At 70.7% G+C, this 14444-nt stretch carries 8 protein-coding genes; 2 read left to right on the top strand and 6 right to left on the bottom strand.

What is annotated here, in order from left to right:
- Positions 1-56: 56 nt before the first annotated feature.
- On the top strand, positions 57-398 hold the full coding sequence (locus AC069I_RS43400) for an ArsR/SmtB family transcription factor (protein ID WP_340681308.1): 342 nt from the start codon (positions 57-59) through the stop codon (positions 396-398).
- A gap of 37 nt (positions 399-435) precedes the next feature.
- Here the strand turns inward: AC069I_RS43400 and AC069I_RS43395 are convergent, their stop codons facing one another.
- A complete protein-coding gene (locus AC069I_RS43395; protein WP_478268010.1) occupies positions 436-786 on the bottom strand; it encodes an ArsR/SmtB family transcription factor in 351 nt (116 codons plus the stop codon).
- Between AC069I_RS43395 and AC069I_RS43390 the strand changes: the two genes are divergently transcribed.
- On the top strand, positions 785-2173 hold the full coding sequence (locus AC069I_RS43390; RefSeq protein ID WP_478268009.1) for an MFS transporter: 1389 nt from the start codon (positions 785-787) through the stop codon (positions 2171-2173). The genes AC069I_RS43395 and AC069I_RS43390 overlap by 2 nt on opposite strands.
- Before the next feature lie 310 nt (positions 2174-2483).
- Here the strand turns inward: AC069I_RS43390 and AC069I_RS43385 are convergent, their stop codons facing one another.
- Genes AC069I_RS43385 through AC069I_RS43365 form a run of 5 tightly spaced genes read right to left on the bottom strand, consistent with a single transcriptional unit; the run spans position 2484 to position 14434 of the window.
- Complete coding sequence (locus AC069I_RS43385) at positions 2484-3428, bottom strand: TauD/TfdA family dioxygenase (RefSeq protein WP_478224600.1); 945 nt, start codon at positions 3426-3428, stop codon at positions 2484-2486.
- A complete protein-coding gene (locus tag AC069I_RS43380; protein WP_478224601.1) occupies positions 3425-4702 on the bottom strand; it encodes an ATP-grasp domain-containing protein in 1278 nt (425 codons plus the stop codon). Before AC069I_RS43380 ends, AC069I_RS43385 begins: the two co-directional genes overlap by 4 nt.
- On the bottom strand, positions 4699-5970 hold the full coding sequence (locus tag AC069I_RS43375) for an ATP-grasp domain-containing protein (protein WP_478268008.1): 1272 nt from the start codon (positions 5968-5970) through the stop codon (positions 4699-4701). The genes AC069I_RS43380 and AC069I_RS43375 overlap by 4 nt, the downstream gene beginning before the upstream one ends.
- Positions 5967-11399 (bottom strand): non-ribosomal peptide synthetase/MFS transporter, encoded by a 5433-nt coding sequence (locus AC069I_RS43370; RefSeq protein WP_478268007.1) that lies wholly within the window; start codon positions 11397-11399, stop codon positions 5967-5969. Before AC069I_RS43370 ends, AC069I_RS43375 begins: the two co-directional genes overlap by 4 nt.
- Positions 11396-14434, bottom strand: a complete 3039-nt coding sequence (locus tag AC069I_RS43365) for a non-ribosomal peptide synthetase (RefSeq protein ID WP_478268006.1) — start codon at positions 14432-14434, stop codon at positions 11396-11398. Before AC069I_RS43365 ends, AC069I_RS43370 begins: the two co-directional genes overlap by 4 nt.
- Between the last annotated feature and the right edge of the window lie 10 nt (positions 14435-14444).

The raw sequence follows: 14444 nt of genomic DNA, 5'->3' as shown, positions 1-14444 counted from the left end.
TATATACGCAGTCACGCAGATACGCAAGAAGCTGGGCAGCCAGGTATGCTCGCCGCATGCACACGTCACTGCCGGACTTCGACATGCCCAACGAAGAGCAGGTACACCTGGCCGCCGAGTCCTTCCGCCTGCTGGCCGACCCGACCCGGATCAAGGTCCTCTGGGCGCTACTGCAGGGCGAATCCTCGGTCGCCTGCCTCGCCGAACTCGCCGGCGCCGCCCCCACCGCGGTCAGCCAGCACCTGGCGAAACTCCGGCTCGCCGGCCTGGTCAAAGGCCGCCGCGAAGGCACCTTCGTCTATTACTCCGCCGCGAACGAGCACGTCGGCAGGCTGCTCAAGCAGGCCCTCTTCCACGCCGACCACATCGACGCCGAGCCCCGAGCGGCCGCCCGTTGACCTGATCCGCGGAGCCAGGGATTCAGCGCTCAGTGGCTCAATCGTGGTCGGGGATCCCGTGCAGATGGTGGTCGGCCGCGTTCATGACCTCCGCCAAGAGACGCCGGACATGCCCGCCACGAGCGCGGTAGAGGATCCGCCTGCCGTCCCGGCGTTGCGTGACCAGACCGGCCAGCTTGAGCTTGGCCAGATGCTGGGACACCGCCGGACGCGCGATGGCGACCGCGGCCGACAACGACGCGACGTCGTACTCCTCCCCACTGAGCAGCCACAGCATCCGCATCCGGGTCGGATCGGCCAGCATCCGCAACGACGTGGACGCGGCCTCGACCTGGTCATCCGGAGGCAGCCGGGTCCACTGGTCGCCTGATTCGTCATGTGCGTACATGAGCACCTATCATGGAAGGGGCTTCGAGCGAGCGGAGTGGTGGAGCGTGTCGTTGTTCGGCCATCGGGACTACCGGCATCTGTTCGGGGCACAGCTGGTCGCGCTGTTCGGCACTGGATTGACGACCGTAGCGCTCGGCCTGCTGGCCTACGACTTGGCGGGGGCCAGTGCCGGCGCGGTGCTGGGAACAGCGCTGGCGATCAAGATGATCACCTATGTCACGGTCGCGCCGCTCGCCGGGGCCTACGCCGACCGGGTGCCACGCCGCCTGTTCCTCGTTTGCCTGGACGCTGTCCGCGCGCTCGTCGTCCTCGCGCTGCCCTTCGTCGACCAGGTCTGGCAGATCTACGTCCTGATCGTGGTCCTGCAATCCGCGTCGGCGTCGTTCACCCCGACCTTCCAGGCCGCCCTCCCGGACATCCTGCCCGACGAACGCGACTACACGAAGGCGCTCTCGCTGTCGCAGCTGGCCTCGACGATGGAGAGCCTGCTCAGTCCCCTGCTCGCCGCCGCCGTGCTCAGCCTCGTGTCCTTCCACTGGTTGTTCACCGGCACCTCGATCGGGTTCGTCGCCTCCGCCGTGCTCGTGCTGAGCACCCGCATCCCCGACGCGACCCGCAGTCACCGCGGCGGAATCTGGGACCGCACCCTCGCCGGGATCAAGATCTTCACCGCGACCCCGCGCCTGCGTGGAGCACTCGGTCTCGACCTGGTGGTCGCCGCGGCCGGCTCGATCGTCATGGTCAACACGGTCAACTACGTCCAGGACACCCTCGGCCGGTCCCAAGCCGACGTCGCGCTTCTCCTGGCAGGCAACGGCATCGGCACCATCCTGGTCGCACTCCTGCTCCCCCGCGCCCTCGACCGGATCCCCGAACGCACCGTCATGCTTTCCGGCGGCGGAACCCTCCTCACCGGAATGACCGGCGCCATCGCACTGTCCACCGCGGACTCCGGCAACTGGCGCTGGGGAGCCGCGCTCACCGTCTGGGCGATCATCGGCCTCGGCACCGGACTGGTGCTCACTCCTGTCGGCCGGGTCCTGCGCAGGTCCAGCCAACCCAGCGACCGGCCCGCGATCTTCGCCGCCCAGTTCTCGCTGTCGCACGCCTGCTGGCTGCTTGCCTACCCCATCGCCGGCTGGCTCGCCACCACCGCCGGATTCACCACCACCTGGCTCGTTCTCGGCGCACTCGCACTACTCGGGCTCGCCGTCACGATCCGCTCGTGGCCACGCCGCGACCCCCTGCTTCTCGAACACACCCACCATGAGCCCATCGACCCCGCTCACCTCGCCGACGCCGTCCAGGCCGGCGACGGCACGTGGCGGCACAGCCACGAGTTCGTCATCGACCAGGACCACCGCCGCTGGCCGGCGGCCTCGTGAGTGGTAAGGACGGTTCTCTTGAGGGGTAAGGCAACTGTGGCGTGTTACGAAGCCACTTTCGCACCGTCAGCCGAAGTGATCGACCCAGGTGGTGGTGAAGGCCTCCTTGCCTACCCTGAAGGCAGGGAAGGAGGCCTTCGCTACGTCGTCGACATGGTCTGGGCGTGTGTCGAAGGCCGCCATGAGCGGACCGCCCACCGCACCCGACACCTTTGCCTCACCCCTCAATAACCGTCCTTACCACTCACGAGGCCGCAACGGCAGCACCCGCGCGTCACCCTTCTCCAGCGTCGCCGCGGCCTGAGGCGGCTCAGGTCATGGCGACCAGGGTCCGCCGCTTGCCCGTGAACGGCTCGCGTCCGTGCGCCATCAGCATGTTGTTGATCACCATGATGTCGCCCGGCTGCCACGGGAACGCGTAGCTGACCTCGTCGTACGTCGCCTTGATCGTGGCCAGGTCCGCCTGCGGGATCGGCGAGCCGTCGGCGAAGAAGGCGTTGCGGGGCAGGTCTTCCTCGGGGTACAGCTCCAGCAGCGCCTCGCTGACCTCCTCCCCCAGGCTCGAGACATGGAACAGGTTGGCCTGGTTGAACCACACCGTCGCGCCGGTGTGCGGTTCCGCGACGAACGACGGGCGCACGTGCCGGGTGCGCAGGCCCTCGTCGGTCCACTCGTACGTCTGCCCGTTGCCGGTGCAGTAGTCCGCCACCGCCTGGCGGTCGTCGGTCTGGAACGCCTCCTGCCAGGTCAGCCCGAGGCCTTCACGGAACGCCCGGGTGTAGGTGACACCGCCCGCGAAGCGCTCCCGCAGGTCCTCCGGCAGCAGGCGGTACATCGCGCGGCTGTCGGCGATCGGCGTCGCGCCGCCGGTTTCGGCCGCGGTGTCGCACAGGAAGAACAGGCGGGCGGGCCAGTGCGCCGAGTACGAGTTCTCGTTGTGCATCGGGATCGACTCGGCAGGCGGGTACTCCGTCGAGGTGTAGATGTTGCCCGAGACCGCCGACCGCGGCGTCGACCGTTCCGTGTACGTCAGCAGCGAGCCGCCGATCTCCTCCGTGACCTGGTTGAACACCGCCAGATCGGCAGGCATCCCGCGCAGCAGGATCGCGCCGTGCTCGCGCAGCCGGCCCTGCAGCACTTCGCGATGCGCGCGCACCCAGTCCAGACCCGTGGCCGCGTACACGGTGATCTCCGTGTGTTCGTTGCCCTCGACGTGGTGGGCGCTGTCGAGGTTCGCCGCGAGTTCGGCGGTCATGACTCCTCCAGTTCGAATCGGATCAGCTTGGCGGCCTCGGCGTGCAGCGCGGCGAGGTCTTCGGTGTCGGCGAACCCCGCGGCGAGTACGTTCACCGCGTAGATCTCCTGGTCGTCGGTGAGCAGCTGGCCGGGGCGCACGATCGTGACGACCTCCAGGACCTCGGGCAGCCCGGCGACCTCGTCGGTGCCCTCGACGCGGATCAGCCGCCCGGTGCCCTCGGCGTAGAAGATCAGGTAGCCCACCGGCACCGGCAGGCCCGCACCTCGCGCGGGCGGTGGCGTGCCCAATGCCAGCGACACGGCTTCGGCGATGACATCGATGCCGGTCGCGAGCTTCAGCAGCACCGGCTGGGCGCCGCCTGCCGGGCGGCCCGCGTTCACCTCGACGATCGTCGGGCCCAGTTCGGCATCGTCGATCAGTTCCAGGTGAGCGCAGGTGTTGTCCAGACCCAGGGCGAGCGCGGCGGCCGTAGCGGCCGCGAACAGCCGCCCGGTGTCCTCTTCGGACAGTTCGAGCGGCGGGCAGACCATGCCCAGCTCGAACTTGCGCTCGTCGATCAGCGGCTTCTCCACCACGGCGACCGGTTCCGCGACGCCGTCGCGCACCAGGACGTCGACCGCGTACTCCGGACCGCGCAGCAGGCCTTCCACGAGGAACACCTTCAGCGGGTCGATCGGCGCCGGTCCGCCACCGACGAGCCGGTGGTACCGTGCGTCCTCCGACAGCGGCAACCGCTCGGCCAGCAGCCGGTACGCCGCCGCCAGTTCATCCACTGTGGACACAGTACGCACGAGATTGCTCGCCGCGCCGTTCACCGGTTTGACGATCGCCGGGAGCCCGACTGCCGAAGCCACCGACGCCGCCTCGGACTCGGCCGAGATCAGCGCGCAGCGTGGCCCCGGCAACCCTGCCGCGCCCAACGCCTGCCGGACCGCGAACTTGTTGTGCGTCACGGTGAACACCGACGCCGGGCAGCGCGCCACCCCGAGCAGCTCGGCCGCACGGGCGACGCTCGCGATGATCCCCTCGGCGGCGGTCACCACCCCGGCCGGACTGACGGTCCGCACCCGAATCGCCTCGGCGACGGCTTCGGCGTCACGGACGTCGTCGACGACGACGATGCCGTCCACCAGTTCCGCCACCTGTGCCTGCTCGGCCGGTTCCAGGGGTTGGGTGACCAGCTCGGCCCGCAGGCCGGTCGCGTGCACAGCGGCCACGAAGTCGGCGATCCACTGCCCTGCGGTCTCGCAGACCACGAACGCGGTTTTCACACTTCCTCCAGTTCGAGCCGGACGAGCTTGCTCGCCTCCGCGTGCAGGTCGGCGAGGTCCTCGTGATCGGCGAACCCGGCCACGACGAGGTTGACCGCGTAGGTCTCCTGTTCGTCGGTGAGCACCTCCCCCGGCGAGACGGTGGTGACGACGTCGATCACCTCGGGCAGCTCGGCGATCTCGTCGAGCCCGCCGATGCCGGTCAACCGGCCCGAACCGGCCGCGTAGAGGATCAGCATGCCCAGCGGGATGGGCAGTTTCGCGGGTTCCCGCACCGGCGGCGGAGCGCCCACCGCGAGCGCCGCCAGCTCGGCGAACACGTCGATGCCGGTGCGCAGCTTCGCCAGCAGCGGCATGATCGAGCCGGCGGGCCTGCCCGCGTTGACCTCGACGATCGTCGGGCCACGGTCGACGTCGTCGATCAACTCGACGTGGGCACAGGTGTTGTCGAGCCCCAGCGCGCGGACGGCGGTGACCGCCGCGGCGGTCACCAGCTCGGCCCGGTCGGCGGTGAGCCCGGCGGGCGGGCACGACAGCGCCAGCTCGAACTTCCGCTCGTCGATCAGCGGCTTGTCGAGGATCTCGACCGGCTCGGCGACCCCATCACGGACCAGCACGTCCACCGCGTACTCCGGGCCGGACAGCAATCCTTCGACGAGGAATGTCGCCGAAGGGTCCAGTGTCCCCAATGGACGGTGGTAGCGCGGATCCGCGGACTCGGGCAGCCGCGCGGCCAGCAGCTCGTACGCGGCCGCTAGTTCGTCCACAGTGGACACCGCGCGGATCAGATTGCTGCCCGCCCCGTTGACCGGTTTGACGATCGCCGGGAGCCCGACCGCGGAAGCGACCGATACCGCCTCGGCGGCCGACGAGATCAGGGCGTGCGCGGGCCCGGGCAGCCCGGCCGCGGCGAGCGCCTCCCGGACCGCGAACTTGTTCGCGCACAAGGCGAACACCGACGCCGGGCAGCGCGCCACCCCGAGCAGTTCCGCGGCGTGGGCGGTGCTCGCGATGGCGCCGTCCGAGCCGGTGAAGATCCCGGCCAACGCGCCGCCGTCGATCTCCCGGACCTTCGCCGCGACGGCTTCCGGGTCGTGGACGTCGTCGAGCGCGACGACGTCGTCTACCACGTTCGTCAGCGCGGCGCGCTCGGCCTCGTCCATCGACGGGGCGAGCAGCACCACGCGGTGCCCGGCCGCCCGCATCGACGGCGCGACCTCGCCGACCCAGTGTCCGCGGGCCTCCCTGACCAGCACTGCCGTACTCATGCGGCTTCCTTCCCGGCGAGCTTGCGCTCCCGTTCCTGCGCCCCCACCAGATCGTCGGGCAGCGAATCGGGCACCTCGGTGTCGAAGCGGCGCAGGCGCCGCAGCGAGAACCCGCCCACGTTGATCAGCAGCAGGATCAGCGCGAAGACGACATAGGCGAGCCCGATGCCCCGGGTCTCGCCGGTGCCGAGCACGGCGCCGACCGACCCGGTCAGCGCGCCGCCCGGTGCCAGCAGCGGCGAGAACCAGCCGACGGCCAGCGGCGCCAGCACGGCGAACCCGATCGGCAGCGTGGACCAGGTGATCGTCTGGTTGATCGCGAACACCCGGCCGTGGAACCGCTGCGGCACCTTGACCTGCACCAGCGTCGCGTAGATGCCCTGCGACACGGACATCGCGGCGGCCAGGAGGAACACCCCGGCCGCGACGACGATCAGCGACGGCCGCAGGCCCATCACCAGGCTGCCGAGCGCGATCCCTATGTTGCCGACGAGCACACCGACCATCCGGCGGTGCCGCGGGCCGCCCCACAAGGCCATCCCGATCCCACCCGCCACCGCGCCGATGGCCTCGGCCAGCGCCACCTGCGCGACGTCGGTGACCGAGCCGAACGACAGCACGAGCGGCGAGACCAGCACCAGCGCGGGAGCGAGGAAGACGTTCGCCAGCGCGAAGTACAGCAGCATCGTGCGGAAACCGCGGTGGTTCCACGAGTACCGCAGCCCACCTGCGATCGCCGTCAGCAGCGGTTCGCGCGGGCGCCAGCCCATCATGTCCGGGAACCGCACCAGCAGCAGGCCCACGATCGCGAACGCGTAGCTCGCCATGTCCAGGATCAGGATGCCGGACAACTGAATCGTCGCCAGCAGCCCGGCCGCGAGCACCGGCATCAGCAACTGGGCGAAACCGGTGGACAGCTGCGCGAGACCCATCGCGTGCCCGAGATACTGCTTCGGCACCAGCTGAGCCACCGACGACTGATAGGCGATGCGCTGGAACGAAGCGGCCACCGACCCGAGCGGGATCAACACGTAGAACAACCACAGCTGGACATGCCCGGTGATCAGCAGCAACGCCAGTATCAGCTGGATCCCGCCGGCGATGCCGCTGGCCGCGATCATGATCCGCCGCCGGTCGCCGCGGTCGACCAGTGCGCCGGCCACCGGCAGGACGAGCACGCCGAACAGCAGCGCGAGCGCCCACAGCAGGCCGAGGTCGGCCACCGAGCCCGTGCGCGTGTAGAGCCAGATCGGCACCGCGAAGGACGTCAGCGCCGAACCGGTCGAGGACACCAGTTGCCCGACCGTGATGGTGACGAACCGGGCCATGCTCGGCCGCACCGCGGGTTTCTCGTCCACGTCCGCCCGGTGGGTCTCGTGCACCGCCCAGGCCGCGTCTTCGCCGCGGACCCGGACGTCGAGTTCGCCGGGGTCGTCCAGCGCCGGATGCACGCGCGTGACGATCTCCGCGAGTTCGTCGGCCCGGTAGCGCAGGAAGAAGTGCCCGGCCCGGTCGAGCACCACGAGCGCGGTGGTGTCGGTGAGGAACTCCCATTCCCGGTACCGCTCGGCGTAGTAGTCGGTGACCGGGTCCTCGGAGCCGACCACCGACACGATCGGCGCGCGCAGCTTGGCCACGCGGGCGTCGAGCAGGCCGCTGAAGTACTCCTCGGCGGCGCGGCTGTCGGCGCGCATGTTCGTGATGATCCGGTCGGCCTGCGCCGGGTCGAGGTCGTCGGTGTCGACGCCCATGCCCTTGAGCCAGTTCGAGTAGTACCGGTTGCTGCGCAGCTTCTCCAGCCGGGTGCGCAGCGTGCCCACCGGGCCCTTCATGCGGGCGAACGGGAAGATCGCGCCGATGTAGACGACCTCCAGCTCGCGGCCGCGCTCTTCGAGCAGCCGGGCGACGGCGACGGCTAGTGCGTTGCCGACCCCGCAGTGGCCGTAGATGGCCAGCGGGCCGTCGACGCGGTCGAGGATCTCGTCGGCCAGCCGCTCGACCAGGTCGTCGAAGGGCAGGGCCTCTTCGGACAGTCCGACGTCGTGGCCGGGGATGGCGACCGAGTAGAGCGAGTAGCCCGCCGGGAGCGCGTCGGCCAGCGGCTGGTACACGATCGCGCTGCCGCCGCCGTAGGGGAAGCAGACGTAGGTCAGCGTCCGCTGCGTCGTCGGCTTGGTCAGCTCGTACAGCAGATGCCGCGGCCGGTCGGTGGCGTCATCGTCCATGAAGGACGCCAGCTCGCGGATCGTGCGGTGCTGGAACAGGTCCATGACGCCGACCTGCCCGGCGCCCGCCTTGCCGATCCGTGCCACCACCTGGGTGGCCAGCATCGAGTGGCCGCCGAGGTCGAAGAAGTCGTCGTCGACGCCCAGCTCGTCCACTTTGAGCACGTCCCGCCAGATTTCGGCCAGCAGGGTCTCGACCGGGGTCGACGGCGCGACCAGTTCCTTGGTCGCGTCCCGGGACGCGACCGGAGCGGGGAGTGCCTTGCGGTCGAGCTTGCCGTTCGGGGTGAGCGGCAGCTCGTCGAGCGCGACGAACGACGGCGGGACCATGTAGTCCGGAAGGCTCTGCTTGAGCGCCGTCCGCAGCGTGCCGGGATCAGCGTCGCCCACGACGTACCCGACCAGCCGCTTGTCCCCCGGCGTGTCCTCGCGGACGATCACCGCGGCGTCGCGCACACCCGGCTGGGCGCGCAAGGTCGTCTCGATCTCCCCCAGCTCGATGCGGAGGCCGCGCAGCTTGACCTGGTGGTCGATCCGGCCGAGGAACGCGATCGTCCCGTCCGGGCGCCAGTGCGCGAGGTCGCCGGTGCGGTACATCCGTCCACTGTGGAACGGGTCGGGTACGAACCGCTCCGCCGTCAGCTCCGGGCGGTTGTGGTACCCCAGGGCGAGGCCGACGCCGGCGATGTGCAGTTCGCCCGGCACGCCGACCGGGCAGGGCCGCCCGGCACGGTCGAGCACGTAGATCCGGATGTTCTGGATCGGCGCTCCGATCGGCACCGACGCGACGTCGGCGAGCGCGGCGGGCGTGCAGTGCCAGGCGGTGACGTCGATGGCGGCTTCGGTCGGGCCGTAGAGATTGTGCAGCTCGCAGTCCGGCAGCCGCCGGGTGAACTCGCGGGCCGCGTCGAGCGGCAGCTCCTCGCCGCTGCACACGACCCGCCGCAGCGCCGTGCAGGTCTCGACGCCTTGTTCGGCCAGGAAAAGCGTGAGCATCGACGGCACGAAGTGCGCGGTGGTGATGCTCTCGGACGCGAGCAGCTCACGCAGGTACGCGGCGTCCTTGTGGCCGCCGGGTTCGGCGAGCACGAGCCGCGCACCGGTGATCAGCGGCCAGAAGAACTCCCAGACCGACACGTCGAAACCGGCCGGGGTCTTCTGCAACACCGAATCGGTGTGGTCGAGGCGGTACGCGCGCTGCATCCAGTCGAGCCGGTTGACGATGCCGCGGTGACCGTTGGGCACGCCTTTCGGCTGACCGGTGGAGCCCGAAGTGTAGATGACGTATGCCGGGTCATCCGGTCCGGCAAGCGGCTCAGGCGGGGTGCCCGGTTGCCCGGCCGTCTCGGCGAGGTCGTCCAGGACGACGACGGTCGCGTCCCCCGGCGGCAGTGTTTCACGCAACGCCGCCTGCGTCACGACGACGGGCGCGGCCGCGTCCCGCAGCATGAACGCCAGCCGGTCGGCCGGGTACTCCGGGTCGAGCGGGACGTACGCGCCACCGGCCTTCAGCACGCCGAGGAGCGCGACGACCAGCTCGAAAGACCGCTCCGCGAACACACCGGTGAGCACGCCCGGTCCGACGCCGAGCCCACGCAGCCGGTGCGCGAGCCGGTTGGCCCGCTCGTCCAGCTCGCGGTAGGTCAGCGACGCACCGCGGAAGGTCACCGCGGGCGCGTCCGGGGTCCGGGCGGCCTGCTCCTCGACGAGGACGTGCAGCGTGGTCTGCGGGAACTCGGCGGTCGTGTCGTTCCAGCGCTCCAGGACGAGTTCGCGCTGTGCGGCGTCGAGAATGTCCACTTCGGACAGTCGCCGGTCCGGGTCGGCGACGATCGAGCGCAGCAGCGTGACCAGCCGCCCGGCCATCCCGTCGACCGTGTCCGGGGTGAACAGCGCGGTGTTGTATACGAGCTTGCCGATCAGCCCGCGTTCGACCTCGATCGCGTGGAACTCGAAGTCGAACCGGGTAGCGGGCAGGTCCATCGGCAGCCAGCGGAAGTCCACTTCGGACTCACCGGCCGCGCCCATCCGGCCCATCTCGTAGTTCTGCAGCACGAACATCGCCTGGAACACCGGCGAGCGGCTGACGTCGCGGGGCACGCCGAGCGCGTTCACCAGCCGTTCGAACGGGACGTCGGCGTGCTCGAACGCGTCCAGCACGTGCCGCCGGGTGCGTTCGAGCAGCTCGGCGAACGTCGGGTCACCCGCGAGCTGGGCACGCAGCGGCAGCATGTTGATGAACATGCCCGCCACGCCCTCCAGCTCGGGCAGGCCGCGTCCGGCCGACGACGAGCCGATCGCGAAGTCCTCCTGGCCCGAGTACCGCGAAAGCAGCACCTGGTAGGCAGCCAGCAGGGTCATGAAGAGCGTGACGCCGTGCTCACGGCTCAGCTCGCCGAGCGCGCGGGCGAGGTCGCGCTCGACGAAGAACTCGTGGATCGCGCCGTCGAAGCTCTGCTTGGCGGGCCGGGGCCGATCGGTGGGCAACTCCAGCGGCTCGACCCCGGCGAGCTGTGCCTTCCAGTGCTCCAGTTGCCGGTCGAGTTCGCCACCGGTGAGCGTGCGGCGCTGCCAGTGCGCGAAGTCGCCGTACCCGATGCTCAGCGCGGGCAGCTGGGCCGTGCCGCCGGTGCTCAGAGCGTGGTACTGCGCGGCGAGGTCACGCAGCAACAGGTCGACCGACCAGCCGTCACCCACGATGTGGTGCGTGCACAAGACCAGCAGGTGCTCCTCGTCGGACACCCGGGCCAGTGTCGCCCGCAGGAGCGGGCCCGTCGCCAGGTCGAACGTCTCGGCCGCGGCGGCGTCGACGGCGGCGCGGGCGGCTTCCTCAGTTCCCGCATCCACTATGGACAAATCAACCGAGACCGAAGGTTCGATGTGGACGGTCGGCTGTCCGTCGTCCCCCTCCGGGAAGCGCATCCGCAGCGCCTCGTGCCGAGCGGGCAGGGTGTCCAAAGCGGACTGGAGCGCGGCGACGTCGAGCCTGCCGGTCAGCCGGATCGGCACCGGGATGTGGTACGACCCGGTGCCCGGCGCGAACTGTTCCATGAACCAGACGCGTTCCTGCTGATAGGAAAGCGGGACGACGGCGTCGGCGGGGCGCGGCGTGATGGTCGCGGCCCGCTCCGTGCGCCGTCGCAGCCGCTGTTCGAGCAGGGCCCGGCGCGCGGCCGCGCTGCTGGTTTCGTCGATCGCGGTCATGAGAGCTCGCCTTCGGCCAGCTGACGCTGGACCTCTTCGTCGCTGAGCTGGTCGAGGTCCTCGGCGAGCCGCCGTTCGATCTCGGCGGCGAGCCCGGCGACGGTGGTGAGGGAGAACAGCCCCCGCACCGGGATGTCGACTTCGACCTGTTTGCGGATCCGGGACATCGCGCGGATCGCCAGCAGCGAGTTGCCGCCACGGGCGAAGAAGTCGTCGTGCGCGCCGAGGTCGTCGACGCCCAGCAGCTCGCCGAGCACCTCGGCGACGAGTTCTTCGGCCGCGGTCCGGGGTGCGACGTACGCCGGCGTCTCGCCGGGTTCGGGATCCGGCAGCGCGGCCCGGTCGAGCTTGCCGCTGGCCGCCATCGGCAGCGCCTCGAGCGTCACGAACCGGGTCGGCACCAGGTAGTCCGGCAACGTCTTCCGCAGGGCGTCGGCCGCCCCCTCGGTGCTGCCGACGACATAGCCGACGAGCGTGTCACCGCGGACCGCCACGGCCGCGTCGCGCACCTCCGGCAGCTCACGCAGCGCCGCTTCGACCTCGCCGGGCTCGATGCGGTAGCCGCGCAGCTTCACCTGCTCGTCGACGCGGCCGAGGTAGTCGAGCGTGCCGTCGCGGCGCCAGCGGGCGAGGTCGCCGGTCGCGTACATCCGGCCGTACGGACCTTCGGTGAACTTTTCGGCGGTCAGATCCGGCAGCCCGAGGTAGCCGCGGGCGAGCTGCGACCCGGCGATGTACAACTCGCCCGGGACGCCCGGCGGCACCGGCTGCCGCCGTTCGTCGAGGACGTACACGCGGGTGCCGGGCACCGGACGGCCGATCGGGACGGGCCCGGACGGCAGCTCGTCCCCAGGTTCGACCCGGTGCACGACGCAGCCGACGGTGGCCTCGGTCGGGCCGTACTCGTTGACGACGAGCGTGCCGGGGTGCCGACCCCGCCACGGCTGGACGGCCTCGGCGGTCAGCGCCTCACCGCCGAGCACCAGCTCACCCGTCGGGAACAGCTCCTCGGCGAGGACGGCGAGGTGTGTCGGGGTCGCCTTGACGAACGTCGGGCGTCCGCCATCGACCACCGCGCCCCCGGCGGTGAGGGTGCCGAGCAGCGTCGTCACGGTGAGGTCGAACGACGGCGACGTGTGCAGCAACGCCCGTCCGGCCAGGCCGGGGTACGCCTCGCGCGCCCACGCCAGGTAGGTGTCGACGGCCCGGTGCTCGACCTCGACGCCCTTGGGCCGCCCGGTCGAGCCCGACGTGTAGATCACGTAGGCGACGTCGCCCGGCCCGGCCGTCGGGTCCGGGTCCTCGGTGGCCGCGGCGGACCACTCGGCCGGGTCGTCGAGGGCCAGCGTCTTGGTGTCCAAAGTGGACTCTCCGGAGACCAGCACGAACGGGACACCCGCGTCGGCGAGGATCAGCGCCTGCCGGGGAGCCGGGTTGGCCGGGTCGAGCGGGACGTAGGCCGCGCCGCTCTTCAGCACCCCGAGCACGCCGGTCAGCAGATCCGCCGAGTTCGGCACGCACACGCCGACGACGGTGCCGGGACCGGCGCCCAGCTCGCGCAGCCGGTGCGCGACGCGGTTGGCTCGCGTGTTCAGCTCGGCATACGTCAGGAGAACTCCGCCGAAGTCGACGGCGGGCGCGTCCGGGGTACGCCTGGCCTGTTCCTCGAAACGGGCGTGCACCGTCTTGGTGTCCGGAGTGGACAGTTCCGTCGGGTTCCACCCGGTCAGGACCAGCTCGCGCTCGGCGTCCGACAGCAGCGGCAGATCCGCGACCGACCGGGCCGGATCGGCGACCGCCGCGCTCAGCAGCCGCACGTACCGCTCGGCGATGGCTTCGGCGGTCTCGCGGTCGAACAGGTCGGTGCGGTAGACGAGCCTGCCGTCCACGGCGGTCAGGTCGATCGCGATGTCGTCCTTCGCGGTGGCCGAACGGATCGGCTCCAGCCCCGAGTCGGGCAGGAAGTTGAACCCGAGCTGGTACAGCGCCTGCACGCCGGGATCGCGCTCGGCCCCGACCGCCTCGGCGACCGCCTGGAACGGCACCTGGCTGTGGTCGATCGCCTCCAGCAACGTGGACCGGACCCGGCCGACCAGCTCGGTGAACGCGGGCGCGCCCGAGCAGTCGACTCGCACGGCCATCTGGTTGACGAACATGCCGATCAGGTCGGCCAGCTCGGGAAGGTCACGGCCGGCGACCGGGACGCCGACGACGATGTCGTCCGCTCTGGACAGTCGCGACAGAAGCGCCGAGTAGCCGGCCAGCAGCACCATGAACGGCGACGCCGACAGCTCCCGGCCCAGCTCACCGACCCGGTCGATCAGACCGTCCGGCAGGGTGAAGTGCACCTGGTCACCGGCGAACGTCAGCTCCGCGGGCCGCGGCCGGTCAGTGGGCAGGCCGTGCACCGGCGGCAGCCCGGCGAGCTGCTTGCGCCAGTAGTCCAGCTGCTCGCTGGACGTTTCGAGCTGCCCGCGCTGCCAGGCCGAGAAGTCCGGGTACTGGATGGCCAGTTCGGGCAGCTTCGGCTCGCGGCCCTCGAACACGGCGTCGCACGCCTCGCCCAGCTCGGCCCCCAGCACCAGCACCGAGCCTGCGTCGAACACGGTGTGGTGCACGACGAACGTGAGCACCCACTCGGCGTCGGCCATGCGGCACACCTGGGCCCGCCACGGCGGCGGCGAGTCGAGCGGGATGGCCCCGCGCGACACACCACCGACGAGTTCGGCGAGCCGGTCTTCACGGGCGTCGGCGGGCAGGTCTCGCAGGTCGTGCACCTCGGGCTCGATCGGCACCTCTGCGTGCACCACCTGCATGAGCGCGCCGCCCTCCATGCGGAACGACGTGCGCAGCGCCTCATGCCGCCCGACGATGACGCCGAGCGCGGCGCGCCACTGCTCCGCGGTCAGCGGGCGGTCCAGCCTGGCCTGGCAGTGCAGGTTGTACACCGGGGACGCCGGGTCGAGCTGGCCGGACAGCCAGATCCGCTCCTGCCCGAACGAGGCCGGGAACGTCCATTCCTTCGTGTCGCTCATGATTTCCTGT

Source organism: Amycolatopsis sp. NPDC043885 (assembly GCF_056435685.1).
The sequence above is the reverse complement of the archived record's forward strand: the minus strand, read 5'-3'. Positions and strand labels throughout refer to the sequence as shown.

Bases quoted from the DNA above. Each gene is read 5' to 3' on its own strand.
- AC069I_RS43390 (WP_478268009.1), top strand. From the start codon at position 785: ATGAGCACCTATCATGGAAGGGGCTTCGAGCGAGCGGAGTGGTGGAGC.
- AC069I_RS43370 (WP_478268007.1), bottom strand. From the start codon at position 11,399: ATGACCGCGATCGACGAAACCAGCAGCGCGGCCGCGCGCCGGGCCCTG.
- AC069I_RS43395 (WP_478268010.1), bottom strand. From the start codon at position 786: ATGTACGCACATGACGAATCAGGCGACCAGTGGACCCGGCTGCCTCCG.
- AC069I_RS43365 (WP_478268006.1), bottom strand. From the start codon at position 14,434: ATGAGCGACACGAAGGAATGGACGTTCCCGGCCTCGTTCGGGCAGGAG.
- AC069I_RS43385 (WP_478224600.1), bottom strand. From the start codon at position 3,428: ATGACCGCCGAACTCGCGGCGAACCTCGACAGCGCCCACCACGTCGAG.
- AC069I_RS43375 (WP_478268008.1), bottom strand. From the start codon at position 5,970: ATGAGTACGGCAGTGCTGGTCAGGGAGGCCCGCGGACACTGGGTCGGC.
- AC069I_RS43400 (WP_340681308.1), top strand. From the start codon at position 57: ATGCACACGTCACTGCCGGACTTCGACATGCCCAACGAAGAGCAGGTA.